The organism is Stenotrophomonas rhizophila (assembly GCF_001704155.1).
GTDB classification, from domain to species: Bacteria; Pseudomonadota; Gammaproteobacteria; order Xanthomonadales; family Xanthomonadaceae; genus Stenotrophomonas; species Stenotrophomonas rhizophila_A.
Genome location: NZ_CP016294.1, coordinates 1,117,210 through 1,134,327, shown reverse-complemented (window position 1 = coordinate 1,134,327; position 17,118 = coordinate 1,117,210). Strand labels below are relative to the sequence as shown.

Genomic DNA, 17,118 nt, shown 5'->3' with positions numbered 1-17,118 from the left:
CGTGTGCTCCGGAATCCATCAGCGGAACGCAGCCACCGCCGCCTTGGTGTTGACCAGCACGCGCTGGTTGTCGGCACTTGAAGCGATGCCCATCGGAATCCCGTTGTAGCTGATGTTGGGATTGGACCAGAAGTTCAGGCGCGGGCAGCCGGAGGTGCAGTCGTAGGCCATGATCGTGCGCCAGCGCGCGCCGGTGGCCGGCTGGTAGCGATACCCGTGGCCGTACGCATACGGCGAGGTGCTGGAGTCGGTGGCGATATCGTGCCGCGCGCTCTGCAGGTGGCCGATCTCATGCGCGAACGAGTAGTAGCCGGTAGCGCAGTCCCAATACACGGCCGCGAAGGCGCTCGATGCCGTCGAGCCGATCCCGGATGCCAGCCCGCAGTAGCTGCTGTTGTTGATGATCAGCACGGCCACGTCGGCTGCGGTGCTGTTGCGGGTGGTGTGGATCGCATCCATGTAGCCATCGTTGGTCGAGCGGAAGCGTGCCAGGTCGGTGCTGAAGTTCCCCGTCTCGGTGTACGCCACGGCCTGGTACCCGGCCAGCTGCATGGTGATGCCGACGTTGCTGTTGGTGTAACCCTGGTTCGACTCGGCCACCGCCAGCTGCACCAATGACTGCATGTTGCCGCCATAGGCGTTCACCGCCGCGTTGGTGGCCACCACCAGCACCCGGATGGTGGCCGGCGTGCCCGACGAGGCCGCCGCAATGCCGGCGCGATCACTGGCCGGCATCTCGATCTTCGGCAGCGTGTTGTAATCGGCCGGGTGTTCGGCCGGCATGCGCGACTCATCCACCTGCACCAGCACATGGCGGCCATCGCTGAGCGGGCGCAGCCGGTACAGCGTGCCGTCCTTGCGGATTGAACCGGTGACGGTGTCGCCATTGCGCACCAGGATCACCGAGTTGCCCGGATCCTGCGTACCGGCCTGGCGGGTCAGTTTCGACCCCGCGTTCTGCAGGCTGCCGTACCAGATGCTGCCACCATCGGGCAGGTTCTCCACCCGCTGCTGCAGCGCCTGCACGGGCGTGCCGAGCAGCTCGAACTCCAGCTGCCGTTGCGCCGCCACCACCGCGCCGGCCTCAACGCGGACTTCCTGCACGGCGGCGCTGGAGGGCGCCGACAACACCGCCTGCGCGGCCGGCTGGCTGGCCGCAGCGGCCCGGCTCAACACCGTCACCGGCTGGAACAGGGGAGCCGCCGCCGCCGTACCCACGGCGGCCAGGAACAACGTGATCGCACCTGCGGTCTTTCTCATCGAACTGGACATCATGTCGCCTCTCTCGTTGAGTGAACTTCGGAAGTGAACGTGTTCGCGCCACCGCCCCTGTCGGCAGCCACACCATCTGGCGCCAATCGATCACGTGAATTCAATAGAGCGCACCGATGGGATTTCCGAACTGTGACCGGCGGCCACAGCGGTTCAGTTACGTCGCGCCTGTGTCGCTTTCGCGCTACCTTAAACGCGCATCGACAGGGGAACCGAGGCCATGGCAGGGCAGCCCACTACGACCACCACCGTGCCGGTCACGCTGCAGATCGGCCTGTTCTTCGACGGCACCCGCAACAACGCCGACAACCTGCTGCACGCCTCGCGCCCCCCCGGCAGCACCACCCCCGCACCGCGCCCGCCCGCCCCCGCCGTCCTGGCCGACGACGCGTCGCCCTACCAGAGCCGCCTGACCAGCAGTTTCAGCAACGGACTGACCAACATCGCGCGACTGCACGCGCTCTACCCCGACCACCGGCGGACTACACCCACGTTGCCGGGAACGCTGTCCCTGGCGATCTACATCGAAGGCGCCGGCACCCGCACCGGCAAGGACGACGACCTGATGGGGCTGGCGTTCGGCATCGGCCCCAGCGGCGTAATCGCCAAGGTCCACCGCGCACTCGACGTACGCCTGCCCGAAGCACTACGCGCCTTGGCCAGCACCCTGCCGCCCCACGCATTGACCGCGGTCCGCCTGGACCTGTTCGGCTTCTCGCGCGGCGCCGCCTCCGCGCGCGACGCGATCAACCGTCTCAACGCCCCCGACGGCCGCCTCTGGCTGCAGGAACAGCTGCGCCGCACCGGCTGGACACTGCCATCGGCCCCTGCCATCCGCCCGGTGCGCTTCGTCGGCCTGTTCGACACCGTGGTCGCGATCGACGCGCGCCAGCGCGACGAACTGCCCCACGTCACCCTGCCCGCCGGCTGCGCCGACCAAGTGGTCCAGGTCACGGCGCGCGACGAGCACCGCCACTACTTCGCACTGACCTCCGTCGCGCCCGAACACGAAGAGATCGCGTTGCCCGGCGTGCACGCCAACATCGGCGGCGGCTACGACCAGCGCGTCGAAGGGCCCAAACTACTCACCCGCCCGCAGGGCCAGCGCATCCGCACCCACGACGTACCCGACACCACCACCCCGCCGCTGGCCCTGCTGCGCAGCACCCAGGTCTACGCAGGCGCGCAGGCCGCCTGCCGGCGATGGCAGGCCGCACTGGGCCTGGGCGAAGACAACGTCTGGGTCGACGTATGGCATCGCTGGCAGCAGATGCGCGTGGCCGGCAGCGACAGCGTGCTGCCGCAATGGGTGCTGTTCGCGCATGCCGCAGTAGTGCTCAAACGCGAGATCGACTGGCGCTACCAGCTGGTCGCCCTAAGGCTGATCCACCAGCGCGCGGCAGCCGCCGGCGTGATGTGGGCACGCACGCCGGATGCGGATCCGGCGATGGCGCTGCCGGATGAGCTGAAGCCCATTGCCGCGCGTCTGGTGGCAGGCCAAGCGCTGGATGCAGCGCAGGAACGGCTGTTGCGACAGCGTTACCTGATGCAATCAGCGCATTGGAATTTCGACGCGCTCGGCGACACCGCGTTGTTGTATGCCGCCGACGATGCAACGCGCGAATTGCCGTATCGGCCCGGGCCGGGATTGTTTTACATCAACCGACCTACGGAAGACGGAAAGCGGGTGGTATTGCGGAACGTTTAGTGCGGTTTTGAGTTCCGTGGACGTCGATTGTTTTCATGCACCACTGAACGTTTCAGCGTTATCGGCAGTCGATTGGGATTCGACCCTACCGCAACGCGGCCCGCTGTTTCCGCGACGACCGATACACCGTCGAAGGTGGGTCGGGGCGGGTTTGCGGGGGTGTGAGCCGCATGGATGCGGCGACCAAGCCTACAGGGACGTACTTGCGGCGTCCCCCGCAAACCCGCACCGACCCGCCAAACCGCAGAACCGATGGCCACCGGCTGTTCGCCCAGATGCATGAAGCCGGGCAACGCCCGGCACAACGGCACGGTTATCCCGCCGATTGCGATGCGGGGCCGGTACGACCCGCCTGCTCGATCAGGTCCGCCAGCTCATCCTGCTCGAACCCAGCCAACAACCGCGCCTCAAGATTGAACGGGCCATATAGAAAACCGTTGGCATATTCCTTCAACAGCGCGATGAAACGCGCCCGGGGCTCCACACCGGCACGCTCGCAATACCAGCGATACCAGCGCGTCCCCGCCGCCACATGCGCCACTTCCTCGCGCAGGATGATCTCCAGCACATCGGCAGTAGCATGGTCATTGGCCGAACGCAGCTTGGTGATCATCCCCGGCGTGACATCCAGCCCGCGCGCCTCCAGCACCCGCGGCACCAGCGCCATCCGCGACAGGCCATCGTGCGCCGTCTTCTCGCACATCTCCCACAGCCCGTTGTGCGCGGCGAAATCGCCGTAATCGTGGCCGTGCGCCTGCAACCGCCCATGCAACAGCAGGAAGTGCCGCGACTCATCGTCGGCCACCCCCACCCAGTCCGCATGGAACGACCCCGGCAGCCCGCGGAAGCGATACACCGCATCCCACGCCAGATCGATGGCATTGAGCTCGATATGCGCGATCGCATGGATGAACGCCGCCCGCCCCTCCGCGTTGCCCAAGCCCCGCCGCGGTACATCGCGCGGATGCACCAGCTGCAACTGCGATGGCCGCCCCGGCATCCGGATCGGCTCCGGCGGCGGCGCATCCGCGCGCACCTTCAACTGCCCCGCGCGGAACCGCGCCGCGTACTGCTGGGTCAGCGCCACCTTGCGCAGCGGGTCCGCCTCGGCCATGCACTGCTGCGCCGCGCGCAGCAGATCACCGGCCGCCTCGTCCCGCGGCAACGTCGCGCTCACCGCCAGGCCTCAGGCGCGGCGCTTGTGCTTGGCATCGTCCGAACGCAACTGCTGGATGCGCTCGAAATAGCCCGGCTCGATACCGGTCGGGTACACGCCGTTGAAGCACGACGAATCGAACGACTTCAGCTCCGGGTTGCCTTCGCGCACCGCCGCTTCCATGTCCTCGATGTCCTGGTAGATCAACCAGTCGCAGCCCAGGTGCGCCTCGATTTCCTCTACGCTGCGGTTGTGCGCCACCAGCTCTTCGGCCGCCGGCATGTCGATGCCGTAGATGTTCGGATAGCGCACCGGCGGTGCCGCGCTGGCCAGGTAGACCTTGCGCGCACCGGCGTCGCGCGCCATCTGCACGATCTGCTGGCTGGTGGTGCCGCGCACGATCGAATCGTCCACCAGCAGCACCACCCGGTTGCGGAACTCCAGGTGGATCGGGTTGAGCTTGCGGCGCACCGACTTCACCCGCTCACCCTGCCCCGGCATGATGAACGTGCGGCCGATGTAACGGTTCTTGATGAAGCCCTCGCGGTACTTCACCCCGAGCACATTGGAGATTTCCAGCGCGGCATCGCGCGAGGTATCCGGGATCGGGATGATGGTGTCGATATCGTGGTCCGGGCGCAGGCGCAGGATCTTCTCGCCCAGCTTGATGCCCATGCGCATGCGCGCCTTGTGCACCGACACGTTGTCGATCATCGAATCGGGGCGCGCGAAATACACGTATTCGAAGATGCACGGGCTGTGCTCGGCCGGCTCGGCACACACTTCCGAGAACAGCTCGCCACGCGCGGTGATCACCAGCGCCTCGCCCGGGCGCACATCGCGCACGCGCTGGAAGCCCAGCACGTCCAGCGCCGACGATTCGGAGGCCACGATGTACTCATCACCTTCGGCGTGGGCGCGCTTGCCCAGCACCAGCGGGCGGATCCCGTGCGGGTCGCGGAACGCGACCAGGCCCAGGCCCAGCACCACGCTGATCACCGCATAGCCACCCTTGCAGCGGCGGTGCACGCCAGCCACCGCACGGATCGCCGCTTCCGGGGTCAGCTGGCGCTGCGCGTCCAGCTCGAATGCGAACACGTTCAACAGCACTTCGCTGTCCGAATCGGTGTTCACGTTGCGGCGGTCCTGTTCGAACACCTGCTGGCGCAGCGCCTCGGTGTTGATCAGGTTGCCGTTGTGGGCCAGCGCGATGCCGTACGGCGAATTGACGTAGAACGGCTGCGCCTCGTCCATGCCTTCCGAACCGGCGGTCGGGTAGCGCACATGGGCGATACCGACGCGGCCTTCCAGGGTGGACATGGTCTTGGCGTCGAACACATCGCGCACCAGGCCGTTGGCCTTCTGCACGCGCAGGCGGGTGCCATCGGCAGTGGCGATGCCTGCCGCGTCCTGGCCGCGATGCTGGAGGACGGTCAGGCCGTCATACAACTGCCCGGCGACGTTCTGGTTGCCGACAATACCGACGATGCCACACATGGTGCGAATCTCCGCTGGGCTGGGCCCATCTACTGTGAAGGTGGCCGTGCCTGGCCTGGGGAACCGTTCCGTGCCGGAGCGGTGTCGTCCGGGCGCACAAGCGCCGGGTCGATGTTCTGGGGGGAGCCTGGCCGTGCCTGGTTGGCCCACACATCGGCGGGGTCCACCGCCTGCTGCGGGGTCTCATCCAGCGGTCGCGGCCATCCGCGCCCACCCAGCAACTGGCCAAGGACGCCATTATCGCCTGTCGCGCCCGGCTTGCCCAACTCCCCGATGGGCAGTTGCGCCATGTTCACCTCCGGCAGCGCCGTCGGCAGGCCCTGCAGGCCCTGCATGTCCTTCAGGTTGGGCATCTGCGGCAGGTCCGGCATGCGCGGCATCTTGGCCTGCATCCAGCCCACCCCGGGGTCGAGCATTGCGCGCAGGTGCGAGTCGCGCCAGGTCGCTTCACGGGTCAGCGGGGTGTACGAACCCAGCAGCAGCAGCGCGCAGGCGATCAGGCCGCCCCGGGCCAGGCCCAGGCCGCCACCCATCATGCGATCGGCGCCGTTCAGGCTGGTCGAGCGCACCGCCTGGCGGATCACCAGGCCGATCGCCCAGACCGAGACCATGACCAGCAGGAACACGGTGAGGTAGCCGGCGAAATAGTGGCCGGTGCCCGGCGCGGCCGGGGCCGACCACCACGCGGCGGCGCTGCGCCCGAACATCAGCGCGGCCCAGCCGCCCAGCAGCCACGAGAACGTGCTGATGACGATGCTGACGAATCCGCGCATGACCCCGAGCAGGGTCGAGATACCGATCACCGCCAGCAGCACGAAATCAATCATGTGCGGGGGGCCGCATCAGGGATGCGGCCGGACCATGCCGGCCACGCCGACCTTCGACGCAACCTGGGCCTTGAGGTTCTCCGCCTCGGCACGGTTGGCGACCGGGCCGACGCGCACGCGGTTGAGCGTGCCCTTGTCGGTACGTACCTGCTCCACGAAGGCGCTGAAGCCGGCCGCGCGCACTTTGTCGCGCAGCGCGTTGGCTTCGGTCGCCTGGCCGAACGCGCCCAGCTGTACGGCGAAGCCGACGCTGCTGGCCGCCGGTGCGGTCGGCACGGCCACGGGCTTGGCGGCCGCGGTGGCGGGTTCGGGCTTGGCCGCCGCCGGCTTCGGCTCCGGCTTGGGGGCCTCCGGCTTCGGCGCCGGCTTGGCGGCCGCCACCGGTTCCGGTGGCAGCGTTTCGGTCTTCACGGTCGCGGTGGCCGGCGCGGCAGCGGCGCTGGATGCAGCCGGTGCCGTCGCGGTGGCCGGCGTCGGCGTCGGTGCCGGGGCCGCAGCCACGGCGGTATCGGCGCGCGCGTCCAGCGTCACCACTTCGGCCTTGACGTCATTGCGCACCTTGACCGCTTCCAGGCGCGCCGCTTCGGCCTGCGCGCGATCGGGATACGGCCCCACGCGCACCCGCCAGGCCTGGCGGCCGTTGATCGTGGCCGGTTCGCTGAAGCCCGGCAGCTGGGCCTTCTTGAGGAACGCGATCACCGCGTTGGCGTCGGCCTGGCTGCCGTAGGCGCCAAAGCTGACCGCATAGTTGCCTGCGGCCACCGCCGGCGAGGTATCGGCGGCCGCCGGCTCGGCCGGTGCGGTTGCATCGGGCTGCAGCGGCTGGGTGGTGGAGACCCCGCTCTGCAGGCCGGTGGCGCCACCGGTGGGGGCCACCAGCGGCAGTTCGCGGGTCTGGAACTGGCCATCGGCCGGCGCGTCCGGCGCGGTGATCGGCACGTTGGCCACGCCACTGTCAGGGGCAGGCCCCTTGACCAGCATGGGCAGGAAAATCACGGCCAACGCCACCAGGACGATGGCACCAATCAGTCGCTGTTTCAGAGGAGTATCCACGGAAGGCTGGCAGGGCGGCGCGGCGGAATGCCACGGCGATTATACGGGCGCGCGCGTGTGCGGCGTCGAAGACGGCTGAACGTTGTCGCTCGCTGCCCGCCTCAGCGGGCGTTTTCGAGCCACAGCAAGGCCTGCGCGGCAGTGTGGAAGGAACCGAAGACCAGCACGCGGTCGCCGGCCTTGGCCGCCGACAGCGCCTGCTGCAACGCAGTGTCCACATCGTCATGGGTGGCAGCCGCAGCGGCGGCGGTGCCCGCCAGGCGGGCAAGCAATGCCGGCGCACTCTGGGCGCGCGCCCCTTCCAGCCCGGCCAGGTGCCAGCCATCGACGCGGTCGGCCAGTGCCTCGACCACACCGACGGCATCCTTGTCCTGCAATGCGGCGAACACGGCCACGGTACGCCCGGTGATCGTCGCGGCCTTCAGGGCAGCCGCCAGCTCGCGCGCGGCCTGCGGGTTGTGGCCGACATCGACCAGCACCTCCACGCCATCACGCTCGAACGCCTGCAGGCGGCCACGGATGCGGGCCTGGGCCACGCCCTCGACGATGGCCGCACGCGGCAGGGGTTTGTCCAGCGCGCGCAGCGCGGCGATGGCCGAGGCGGCATTGCGCAGCTGGATCGGGCCGCGCAGCGCCGGCATCGGCAGTTCGATGCGGAAGCCCACGTCACGCCAGGACCAATGCTGGGCGTCGATGGTATCGGCGAAGAAATCGCTGCCACCGCGGATCGCGTTGGCGCCCAGCAGGTAGGCGCGCGCCAGCACGCTGGAGGGCGGATCGGTCTCGCCCAGGATCAACGGCTTCCAGCCGCGGATGATGCCGGCCTTTTCCACACCGATCGCTTCGCGGTCCTCGCCCAGCCAGTCGGCATGGTCGATGTCCACGGTGGTGATCACCGCAACGTCGGCATCGACGATGTTGACCGCATCCAGGCGCCCGCCCAGCCCCACTTCCAGCACGGCCAGGTCGAGCCCGGCCTGCGCGAACAGGTGCAATGCGGCCAGCGTGCCGTACTCGAAGTAGGTCAGCGTGGTATTGCCGCGCGCGTCTTCGATGGCATTGAAGGCGGCAATGAGCGCCGCGTCGGAGGCGTCTTCGCCATCGACGCGCACGCGCTCGTTGTAGCGCAGCAGGTGTGGCGAGGTGTAGGCGCCCACCTTCCAGCCCGCCGCCCGCGCGATCGCCTCGATGAAGGCCACGGTAGAGCCCTTGCCGTTGGTGCCGCCCACCACGATGGTGTGCGGCGCCGGCTGGCCCAGGCCCATGGCGGTGGCCACTGCACGCACGCGCTCCAGCCCCATGTCGATGGTGGCCGGGTGCTGCTGCTCGATGTAGCTGAGCCATTCGGCGAGGGAATGCGGGCGGGTACTGGTCATGGCAATAAATCGCGGTATCGACAAATGTAGTGACGACTGTCAGTCGGCAAATGTAGCGCCGACTGTTAGTCGGCAACTCAAAGAACTCACAACGCCCGATGCTTCGCCTCACCAAAGAACGGCGTGTGGTGCGCGCAGTCGTTCAGGCGCACGACTTCCAGGCTGTCCAGGTCGGCGCCTTCGAGCAGGTTAAGCGTGGTCGGCGCCTGGCGGAAGGTCCACAGCCGCGACAACGGCAGGCCCAGGATCCGGCACAGGATCACCCGGTTGACCGCGTCGTGGGCTACTACCAACAGCGTGTCGTGCTCGCCCAGCCCTTCGGCGGCGCGGGCCAGGCCGCGCCAGCTGCGGTCCAGCACCAGCCGCAGCGATTCGCCGCCTGGCATGAGCACCGTATCGGGCTCGTCGCGCCAGGCCTGCAGGCGCGAGGGGTCTTTTTCATTGATTTCGCTGGCCAGCAGGCCTTCCCACTCACCGTGGGCGATTTCCTGCAGTTCCGGCTCGGTCAGCAGCATGCCGGCTCGCTCGGCACCGAGGGCCAGCTGCGCGGTGCGCTGCGCCCGCGACAGCGGCGAGGCGACGGCACGGGTGATGTCCACCGACTTCAGGCGTTCACCCAGGGCCTGGGCCTGGGCTTCGCCGATCGGCGACAACGGAATATCGATCTGGCCCTGGTAACGGCCTTCGGCATTCCAGGGGGTTTCGCCGTGGCGGGCAAGCAGGATGCGCATGCGAACTAGAGGTCCTTGGGGGAGAGGAGAACAGTCGCAATCTTTCACGTGATGTGAATGATCGGGGGAGCGGCCATCATACCTTGCCGAGCAAACGGTTCTTCTCCCTTCTTCGATCAGGTTCATCGCGAGCGTGTGGGGCCCCGCCGCGACCGGTAGGCCCCTGTGCAAATGTCCCCCGGCGGTCGCCCTGCGGCGACGGCCTCCTCCTTTAATTTGCCAGGGACCTACCGGCCGCGACGGGGCTCGGCTTGCGGTTGGCAGGGAAAAGCGGACGTCACGGTGCAACGCCGGTGGATCGAGTGCCGGGGCGGCATACCCTTGGAGGCGAATTAAAGGAGGAGGTGTCGGCCTCTGGCCGACGCCGGGGGACATTCGCCGGAAAGGGTATGCCGCCCCGGCGCTCGATTCACCGGCAGCCGCGTTTGATCCAGCACGAAAGAAACCCCGCGGCATTGCCGCGGGGTTTCTTTAACCGGTGTAACGACCAACGGTATGCCCACCGGGATGGGCACCCTTCGGGCCGTCGACAAGCGACGTCAGGGCCGGCTGCGCCGTCCCTTGCGTTACCTGGCCGTGAGGTTCAGTTCTTTGAGCAGCTGCGGGGCCGGAGCCACTTCCTGCATGATCCACTGCATGTAGCGGCTGTCTACCGCGATCATGCGGGTCATGACCGGGTCGAACACCCAGTTGGAGCTGACCGATTCCCAGTTGCCGTCGAAGGCCAGGCCGACCAGCTTGCCGTGCGCGTCCAGCACCGGCGAACCGGAATTGCCGCCGGTGATGTCCAGGTTGGAGAGGAAATTGACCGGCACCGAGCCGATCCGCTTGTCTTCCAGCCCGCCGTAGCGCTTGGCCTTGACCGCATCCAGCAGGGCCTTGGGCGAATCGAACGGATCTTCGCCCGTTTCCTTGGCCGCCACGCCTTCCAGGGTGGTGAACGGCGTGTAGTTCACCCCGTCCTTGCCGTAGCCCATGACGTTGCCGAAGGTGATGCGCAGCGACAGGTTGGCGTCCGGGTAGACGAATTCGCCCTTGCTCTTCTTGTAGTCGGCCACGGCCTGCAGGTAGGCCGGGCGGGCCAGCAGCGATTCGCCTTCGCGGGTCTTCTTCTGCTCTTCCTGCTTCAGCAGGGCCGGCATGGTCGCCACGGCGTACTGGATGACCGGGTCGGTGCTGGCTTCGAAGGCAGCGCGGTCGGCCTTGAACCAGGTCAGGCGCTCGTCCAGGCTGCCCAGCTTCGTGCCGGACAGTTTCCTGACCAGACCGTCGACGGCTGCGGCGTCACTGCCGGCCAGCCACTGGTTCAACACCTCATTGGTGCGCTGCGCCGGCGGCAGGGCCACGTACTGGTTCAGCCAGTACTGCTGCAGCTGCTGGTCCATGCCCGCCACGTAACGGCGGTCCATCTGGCGCAGGCTGCCTTCGATGGTCGGCAGGTCGCGTTCCTGGTAACCGGCTTCGCGCTGTGCGTCGGGCTTGGCGCGCTCGATCGACAGGCGGTACAGGGCGAGCGCGGCGCCGACGGCGGAGGTGTTGTTGAACTGACCCACGAACAGATCGCGCTCGCGGGTGCTCTTGCTGGTATCGAGGTGCTTGACCAGCTGCGCGTGCGCGGCCAGCGCCGGCTTGCCGGCAGCGCCCTGCTTCTTCAGCCAGGCCAGCACCGCAGCCTCTTCGGCCTGCTTCTGGCCCGCCGCGTCGATGCGCTTGAAGCCTTCCAGCTGGCCCACGTAGTTCTTGGCCACGTTGTTCATGCTGGCGGCGGTGGCGGCGTATTTCACCTTCACGTCCGGATCGGCCTTGCCGGCCTTGGCGATCAGGTCCAGCACCGCGTTGTAGTGGCGGGCGATGGTCGGGTAGGTGAAGCTGGCGGTTTCGTTGAATTCCGCAGCCAGTGCGTAGCGGTTGGTGCGGCCCGGGTAGCCGGCCACCATCACGAAGTCGTCGGCGCCCAGCGGCTGGTCGGCGAACTTCAGGAAGTGCTTGGGCTGGTACGGCACGTTGTCGGCCGAGAATGCGGCCGGCTTGCCGTCCTTGCCCACGTAGGCGCGGTAGAAGGAGAAGTCACCGGTGTGGCGCGGCCACATCCAGTTGTCGACGTCGCCGCCGAACTTGCCGACGCTGCCCGGGGGCGCGTAGACCAGGCGCACGTCCTTGATTTCCATGTTGCGGAACAGGCGGTAGGTGTTGCCGCCGGAGAAGCTGTACAGGCGGCAGCGGAAGCCGGCGTCGGCCTCGCACGCGGCGGTCTGCGCCTTGTCGAAAGCTTCCAGCGCGCGGGTGCGGGCCAGCGGGTCCTTGCCGGCGGCGGCGATGGCGGCCTTGGCCTGGTCGGTGACATCGGTGATCTGGTCGAGCACGAACACGCGCGCGTTCGGGCCGGCGCTCAGCTCATCCTTCAGGGTCGGCGCGTTGAAGCCGTCCTTGATCAGGTTCTTTTCGGCGGTGGAATTGAGCTGGATCGCACCGTAGGCGCAATGGTGGTTGGTCACCACCAGGCCCTGCGGGGACACGAAGCTGGCGGTGCAGCCGCCCAGCGCGACCACCGCGCCCATCGGGTCGCCAGTCAGGTCGGAAATCTGTTCCGGGGACAGCTTCAGGCCCGCCTGCTTGAGCGGACCGGCGATCTCCGGCAGCTGTTGCGGCACCCACATGCCCTCAGCGGCATGGGCGGCCTGGACCAGCGCAAGGCTGGCGACGACGGAGAAGGCAAGCAGGTTCGAGCGCATGGGCGGCCCCTGGTGAAAGAACCGCCGATTGTAGCCGGGCCAATGGTTGATTTATCTGGATCCCGGTGTGCCCGTAACATTTCGTAGGTCCGGCCGTTGGCCGGACACCGCGCGCAGCGCGGCGCAAGCGTCCGGAACCGGTTGCCCACCTGATCAATGCCATCCGTCCGACGTTTAGACCCACCGAAGCCACCCGTCAGGCGTTCATGGCGCCTGAATGAAGAGCAGCCGGCCAACGGCCGGCGCTACCGGCAGGTACGGCAGCGCAACATATGAATCCCCCGCCCCGCCCTATAATTCCTCCTTTCCCCCCCAGACGAGTTCCACCCCGATGGCGCAGCAAACAATGAAGGCCCTGGTCAAGCGTGAAGCCGCCAAGGGCATCTGGCTCGAAGAAGTGCCGGTGCCGGTGCCGGGCCCAAACGAGGTCCTGATCAAGCTGGAGAAGACCGCCATCTGCGGTACCGACCTGCACATCTACCTGTGGGACGAGTGGAGCCAGCGCACGATCAAGCCAGGCCTGACCATCGGCCATGAGTTCGTCGGCCGCATCGCCGAGATCGGCCCGGGGGTGACCGGCTACGAGATCGGCCAGCGCGTGTCGGCCGAAGGCCACATCGTGTGCGGCCACTGCCGCAACTGCCGCGGCGGCCGCCCGCACCTCTGCCCGAATACCGTGGGCATCGGCGTGAACGTCAACGGCGCCTTTGCCGAATACATGGTGATGCCGGCCAGCAACCTGTGGCCGATCCCCGACCAGATCCCGTCCGAGCTGGCCGCCTTCTTCGACCCGTACGGCAATGCCGCGCACTGCGCGCTGGAATTCGACGTGATCGGCGAAGACGTGCTGATCACCGGTGCCGGCCCGATCGGGATCATCGCCGCCGGCATCTGCAAGCACATCGGTGCCCGCAACGTGGTGGTGACCGACGTCAACGACTTCCGCCTGAAGCTGGCCGCCGACATGGGCGCCACCCGCGTGGTCAACGTGGCCAACACCTCGTTGAAGGAAGTGATGAAGGAACTGCACATGGAGGGCTTCGACGTGGGCCTGGAAATGAGCGGCAACCCGCGCGCGTTCAATGACATGCTCGACTGCATGTACCACGGCGGCAAGATCGCCATGCTCGGCATCATGCCCAAGGGCGCCGGCTGCGACTGGGACAAGATCATCTTCAAGGGCCTGACCGTGCAGGGCATCTACGGCCGCAAGATGTACGAGACCTGGTACAAGATGACCCAGCTGGTGCTGTCCGGCTTCCCGCTCGGCAAGGTGATGACCCACCAGCTGCCGATCGACGAATTCCAGAAGGGCTTCGACCTGATGGAACAGGGCAAGGCCGGCAAGGTGGTCCTGAGCTGGAACTGACGCACAGGCCGTCGGTACGAAAAAGGCACCCATCGGGTGCCTTTTTCTTTGCCGGCCAAACGCGCGTTATTGCCCGACGGCGACCGTGAACACCACGCGGTTGTCGGCGAGCTTGCCGGAATTGTCGCGGCCGTTGCCGTCCGTGCCGTAGTAGCCCAGGCCCAGGGTGAACAGGCCCCAGGTGCGGTTCACGCCGATGTTCCAGTCGGTGTAGTCCTTGGCAACACCGTCTTCGAACGTGCTGCGGCCGACGTTGGCGGTCAGGTTGAACTCATTGGGCAGCGCCCATTCGGTGCCTGCGGCGAAGTACCAGCCATCGGTGTCGGTGTTCCAGACATCGTTGGTGTAGGCCACGGTCACGTTGTAGTGCTCGGCGAAGCTGGTCTTGGTGATCAGCTCGGTGTACGCCAGTTCGCTGGAGCCGGGGTAGCTGTAGTGGTTGAGCATCACGTCGAAGTTGACGCTGTCGGTGACGTCCACGCCGTAGCCGATGAAGTAATCGACTTCGGCATCCGGGCCGCCGTCGCCGAAGTCCACGCCCGAACCCCACACACCGGCGTACAGGCCGACCGGCGAGGTGTAGGTGAAGCCGGCCTGCACGGTCGGGTCTTCGTCGGTCTGGGAGACACCGCGGAACACGTAATCGGACACGCCGGTCACGTTCCAGCTGAACGGCGATTCGGCCTCGTCCTGGGCACTGGCGGCAAACGGGGCAAGCAAGGCGGCGCAGAGCACAGCGGCGGCAGTACAGCGCGTGGTGTGGTTCATGCGGGGTCTCTCCGGGACGTGGGGTGGATGCAGCGCGTGTTTACGGATTCTTAACCTGATTGATATTGCGATGCAACAATCCCATCTGCAACCGTTTCCTGCGGTGGGCTGTAAAATCCCGGTTTTCCCCGTGCCGATGACCGCCTGCCATGACCGACGCCCCGACCGCCCCGCTCACCCAGCACTATGTTGAAGAACTGGAGGCGATCCGCGCCCAGGGCCTGTTCAAGTCCGAGCGCGTCATCACCAGCCCCCAGTCGGCCGAGATCACCCTGGACGACGGCCGCACGGTGCTGAACTTCTGCGCCAACAACTATCTGGGCCTGGCCGACCACCCGGACCTGATCCAGGCGGCCAAGGACGCGCTGGACAGCCACGGCTTCGGCATGGCCTCGGTGCGCTTCATCTGCGGCACCCAGGACCTGCACAAGCAACTGGAGCAGCAGATCGCCGGCTTCTTCGGCAAGCAGGACACCATCCTGTACGCGGCCTGCTTCGACGCCAACGGCGGCCTGTTCGAGCCGCTGCTGGGCGAGAATGACGCGATCATCTCCGACGCGCTCAACCATGCCTCGATCATCGACGGCGTGCGCCTGTGCAAGGCCAAGCGCTTCCGCTACGCCAACTGCGACATGGCCGACCTGGAAGCCCAGCTGCAGGCGGCCGATGCGGCTGGCTGCCGCACCAAGCTGATCACCACCGACGGCGTGTTCTCGATGGACGGCTTCATTGCCCCGCTGGATGAGATCACCGCGCTGGCGAAGAAGTACAACGCGCTGGTGCACATCGACGAGTGCCACGCCACCGGCTTCCTGGGCGCCACCGGCCGCGGCTCGGCCGAGGTCAAGGGCGTGCTGGAGAAGATCGACATCATCACCGGCACCCTGGGCAAGGCCATGGGCGGCGCGCTGGGCGGCTTCACCACCGCCAGCGCCGAAGTGATCGAGCTCCTGCGCCAGCGTTCGCGCCCGTACCTGTTCTCCAACTCGCTGCCGCCGCACGTGGTCGCCGCCGGGATCAAGGCGTTCGACATGCTGGCCGCTGCCGACGACCTGCGCACCACGCTGGCCGACAACACCGCCTACTTCCGCCAGAAGATGACCGCCGCCGGCTTCGACGTGAAGCCCGGCGTGCACCCGATCAGCCCGGTGATGCTGTATGACGCGCCGTTGGCGCAGAAGTTCGCCGAGCGCCTGCTCGAGGAAGGCATCTATGCGATCGGTTTCTTCTTCCCGGTCGTGCCCAAGGGCCAGGCCCGCATCCGCACCCAGATCAGCGCCGCGCACACCCGTGCACACCTGGACCGGGCGATTGATGCGTTCACCCGGATCGGCCTGGAGCTGGGCGTGATCAAGGGCTGACGCGCATCGCGCGTCATTTCTTTTTCTTCTTGCCCTTCGCGTCTTCCTTGCTGGCCACCACTACCGGCTTGGCCGCCGGCGTTGCATTCGGGTTGCCCTTGGCGACCCGGATGCCGTTGGCCTTCATCCACGCATCGAACTCGTCGGCGCTCATGCGCTTTTCGCCGTCGCTCATGTGGAAGCGGTAGGCGCCGCGCCCATCGCGTTGGGTGGGCTGGATCTCCACGATCTTGTCGGTCACCGGCGGCGGCGAGGCCTTGGCTACCTCCTTATGGCCACCGCAGGCGCTGAGCAGTGCGGCAGGCAGCAGCAGCCAGGCGCTGCGCAGCAGGGAACGGGTCAGGGGGTGGGCGTACATGGCATTCTCCCGGTAGGTGACGAAATCTCGGTCGCAGGCCATCCCTTGCCCAATCTCAGGTATCGGCCACGGCGACATCGGCCGTGGCGGTCAGCAGGTCCAGCTCGTGCGGCTCCAGTTCGCGCCAGGCACCCTTGGCCAGCGTGCCCAGCGGCAGCCGGCCAATGCCCACGCGCACCAGCCGCAGCACGTTGATGTCGAAGGCCGCCAGCAGGCGGCGGATATGGCGGTTGCGGCCTTCTTCCAGCACCACTTCCAGCCAGGCGGTCTTGTCGCCACTGCGCAGCAGGCGTGCCTGGCGAGCGCGCAGGAATTCGCCGTCGTCGTCCACGCCGCTGCACAGCGCAGCCAGCTGCGCGGCATCGGGAATGGCATCGATCTGGACGTGGTAGGTCTTGTCCGGCCCGGTGCCGGGGTCGGTCAGCCGCGCAGCCCACTGCGGGTCGTTGCTGAACAGCAGCAGGCCTTCACTGGCCTTGTCCAGCCGCCCGACCGGCGCCAGCCACGGCAGCCCCGCCCCGTCGAAGCAGCGGTACACGGTGTCGCGGCCCTGCTCGTCCTGCGCGGTGGTGACCAGGCCGCGCGGCTTGTTGAGCGCGATGTGCAGGCGGCGCGGTGCATCCAACGGCTGGCCATCGACACGCACCACGTGACGGCCGTCGATGATCGGGAATTCGGGGTTGTTGATGGTGCGCCCATCGACCGTCACCCGACCCTCGCCGATCCAGCGCGCCGCTTCGGTGCGCGAGCACAGCCCGGCCTTGGACAGCACGCGCGCCAACCCGTGGCGTGGCGCATCGCTGGGCTGGGCTGCAGGTCTGGCCGGGGCGGACGCACGCCGCGGATCGCGGCGTGGTCGAGCGGTGGGCGCGGCGGGGGGGCGACGGTTACGCATCGGGCGCCGCGCGCG

14 protein-coding genes are annotated in these 17,118 nt (G+C 67.4%); 3 read left to right on the top strand and 11 right to left on the bottom strand.

What is annotated here, in order from left to right:
- Positions 1–18: 18 nt before the first annotated feature.
- Positions 19–1,275 (bottom strand): zinc-dependent metalloprotease, encoded by a 1,257-nt coding sequence (locus BAY15_RS05035; protein ID WP_068849546.1) that lies wholly within the window; start codon positions 1,273–1,275, stop codon positions 19–21.
- Positions 1,276–1,492: 217 nt separating this feature from the next.
- Between BAY15_RS05035 and BAY15_RS05030 the strand changes: the two genes are divergently transcribed.
- Entirely contained in the window at positions 1,493–2,980 is a 1,488-nt protein-coding gene (locus BAY15_RS05030) for a phospholipase effector Tle1 domain-containing protein (protein WP_068849544.1), read from the top strand.
- Positions 2,981–3,293: 313 nt separating this feature from the next.
- On the opposite strand, the gene BAY15_RS05025 is transcribed toward BAY15_RS05030, so the two are convergent.
- The 7 genes from BAY15_RS05025 to BAY15_RS04995 form a co-directional block, all read right to left on the bottom strand.
- Positions 3,294–4,094 (bottom strand): ferritin-like domain-containing protein, encoded by an 801-nt coding sequence (locus BAY15_RS05025; protein ID WP_068854555.1) that lies wholly within the window; start codon positions 4,092–4,094, stop codon positions 3,294–3,296.
- Positions 4,095–4,166: 72 nt separating this feature from the next.
- Positions 4,167–5,633, bottom strand: coding sequence for an amidophosphoribosyltransferase (purF, locus tag BAY15_RS05020; RefSeq protein WP_068849542.1), 1,467 nt, complete (start codon positions 5,631–5,633; stop codon positions 4,167–4,169).
- A gap of 29 nt (positions 5,634–5,662) precedes the next feature.
- The gene (locus BAY15_RS05015) at positions 5,663–6,460 is read right to left on the bottom strand and encodes a CvpA family protein (protein WP_068849540.1); all 798 of its coding nucleotides are present in this window, start codon (positions 6,458–6,460) and stop codon (positions 5,663–5,665) included.
- Between the two features lie 15 nt (positions 6,461–6,475).
- On the bottom strand, positions 6,476–7,513 hold the full coding sequence (locus BAY15_RS05010; RefSeq protein WP_068849538.1) for an SPOR domain-containing protein: 1,038 nt from the start codon (positions 7,511–7,513) through the stop codon (positions 6,476–6,478).
- A 101-nt stretch (positions 7,514–7,614) separates the two neighbouring features.
- Complete coding sequence (gene folC, locus BAY15_RS05005; protein WP_068849536.1) at positions 7,615–8,889, bottom strand: bifunctional tetrahydrofolate synthase/dihydrofolate synthase; 1,275 nt, start codon at positions 8,887–8,889, stop codon at positions 7,615–7,617.
- Between the two features lie 86 nt (positions 8,890–8,975).
- Positions 8,976–9,620: a histidine phosphatase family protein gene (locus BAY15_RS05000; RefSeq protein ID WP_068849534.1), complete on the bottom strand. Its 645-nt coding sequence runs from the start codon at positions 9,618–9,620 to the stop codon at positions 8,976–8,978.
- Positions 9,621–10,186: 566 nt separating this feature from the next.
- A complete protein-coding gene (locus BAY15_RS04995) occupies positions 10,187–12,352 on the bottom strand; it encodes a S46 family peptidase (protein WP_068849532.1) in 2,166 nt (721 codons plus the stop codon).
- Positions 12,353–12,698: 346 nt separating this feature from the next.
- Here BAY15_RS04995 and tdh point away from each other — a divergent pair, with 346 nt between their 5' ends.
- On the top strand, positions 12,699–13,721 hold the full coding sequence (gene tdh, locus BAY15_RS04990; protein WP_068849530.1) for an L-threonine 3-dehydrogenase: 1,023 nt from the start codon (positions 12,699–12,701) through the stop codon (positions 13,719–13,721).
- A gap of 66 nt (positions 13,722–13,787) precedes the next feature.
- Here tdh and BAY15_RS04985 read toward each other — a convergent pair whose 3' ends face one another.
- Positions 13,788–14,489 (bottom strand): TorF family putative porin, encoded by a 702-nt coding sequence (locus BAY15_RS04985; RefSeq protein ID WP_068849528.1) that lies wholly within the window; start codon positions 14,487–14,489, stop codon positions 13,788–13,790.
- A 149-nt stretch (positions 14,490–14,638) separates the two neighbouring features.
- Here BAY15_RS04985 and kbl point away from each other — a divergent pair, with 149 nt between their 5' ends.
- On the top strand, positions 14,639–15,850 hold the full coding sequence (kbl, locus tag BAY15_RS04980; RefSeq protein ID WP_068849526.1) for a glycine C-acetyltransferase: 1,212 nt from the start codon (positions 14,639–14,641) through the stop codon (positions 15,848–15,850).
- A gap of 13 nt (positions 15,851–15,863) precedes the next feature.
- Here the strand turns inward: kbl and BAY15_RS04975 are convergent, their stop codons facing one another.
- Together BAY15_RS04975 and BAY15_RS04970 are read right to left on the bottom strand one after the other, a co-directional pair.
- Positions 15,864–16,208, bottom strand: coding sequence for a hypothetical protein (locus tag BAY15_RS04975; RefSeq protein ID WP_068849524.1), 345 nt, complete (start codon positions 16,206–16,208; stop codon positions 15,864–15,866).
- A 55-nt stretch (positions 16,209–16,263) separates the two neighbouring features.
- Entirely contained in the window at positions 16,264–17,103 is an 840-nt protein-coding gene (locus BAY15_RS04970; protein ID WP_068849522.1) for a pseudouridine synthase, read from the bottom strand.
- Positions 17,104–17,118: the final 15 nt, after the last annotated feature.

Excerpts from the sequence above, each read along its gene's own strand:
- BAY15_RS04995 (WP_068849532.1), bottom strand. The coding sequence starts at position 12,352 with ATGCGCTCGAACCTGCTTGCCTTCTCCGTCGTCGCCAGCCTTGCGCTG.
- BAY15_RS05015 (WP_068849540.1), bottom strand. The coding sequence starts at position 6,460 with ATGATTGATTTCGTGCTGCTGGCGGTGATCGGTATCTCGACCCTGCTC.
- purF (WP_068849542.1), bottom strand. The coding sequence starts at position 5,633 with ATGTGTGGCATCGTCGGTATTGTCGGCAACCAGAACGTCGCCGGGCAG.
- tdh (WP_068849530.1), top strand. The coding sequence starts at position 12,699 with ATGAAGGCCCTGGTCAAGCGTGAAGCCGCCAAGGGCATCTGGCTCGAA.
- kbl (WP_068849526.1), top strand. The coding sequence starts at position 14,639 with ATGACCGACGCCCCGACCGCCCCGCTCACCCAGCACTATGTTGAAGAA.
- BAY15_RS05030 (WP_068849544.1), top strand. The coding sequence starts at position 1,493 with ATGGCAGGGCAGCCCACTACGACCACCACCGTGCCGGTCACGCTGCAG.
- folC (WP_068849536.1), bottom strand. The coding sequence starts at position 8,889 with ATGACCAGTACCCGCCCGCATTCCCTCGCCGAATGGCTCAGCTACATC.
- BAY15_RS05000 (WP_068849534.1), bottom strand. The coding sequence starts at position 9,620 with ATGCGCATCCTGCTTGCCCGCCACGGCGAAACCCCCTGGAATGCCGAA.
- BAY15_RS04975 (WP_068849524.1), bottom strand. The coding sequence starts at position 16,208 with ATGTACGCCCACCCCCTGACCCGTTCCCTGCTGCGCAGCGCCTGGCTG.
- BAY15_RS05025 (WP_068854555.1), bottom strand. The coding sequence starts at position 4,094 with ATGGCCGAGGCGGACCCGCTGCGCAAGGTGGCGCTGACCCAGCAGTAC.
- BAY15_RS05035 (WP_068849546.1), bottom strand. The coding sequence starts at position 1,275 with ATGATGTCCAGTTCGATGAGAAAGACCGCAGGTGCGATCACGTTGTTC.
- BAY15_RS04970 (WP_068849522.1), bottom strand. The coding sequence starts at position 17,103 with ATGCGTAACCGTCGCCCCCCCGCCGCGCCCACCGCTCGACCACGCCGC.
- BAY15_RS04985 (WP_068849528.1), bottom strand. The coding sequence starts at position 14,489 with ATGAACCACACCACGCGCTGTACTGCCGCCGCTGTGCTCTGCGCCGCC.